The 288-nt window shown below is 34.4% G+C and carries 1 pseudogene; it reads right to left on the minus strand.

The features are described 5' to 3' along the window. A pseudogene (locus ACEO2X_RS14385) lies at nucleotides 1-277 on the minus strand (IS701 family transposase); the annotation flags it as partial. Nucleotides 278-288 lie beyond the last annotated feature (11 nt).

The raw sequence follows: 288 nt of genomic DNA on the forward strand, positions 1-288 counted from the left end.
TAACTAAGTCCATATGTTGACTATATGGTTTATCTAAAACAGTATCATCAATACTGACTATAAGTTTATTATTATCAATATGTTGAATTGATTCTTGATATAGGTCGTGAGGTGTGTAGTCTTCACGCTCTAGAAAGCGATTTACACTATCATGCGAGATATTATAAGTCTCGGCAAGTTGTGTGCAGCTAATAGAGTTCGGTTCTGTCATGAGAAAGCCCATATAAATGGGTAATGTACAAGTTGCTGTAGAAGCATGTTTAATTCGTCTGATCACAGATACTTTAT

Source organism: Acinetobacter sp. AL9, from assembly GCF_041464035.1.
In the GTDB taxonomy this organism is placed as follows: Bacteria; Pseudomonadota; Gammaproteobacteria; order Pseudomonadales; family Moraxellaceae; genus Acinetobacter; species Acinetobacter towneri.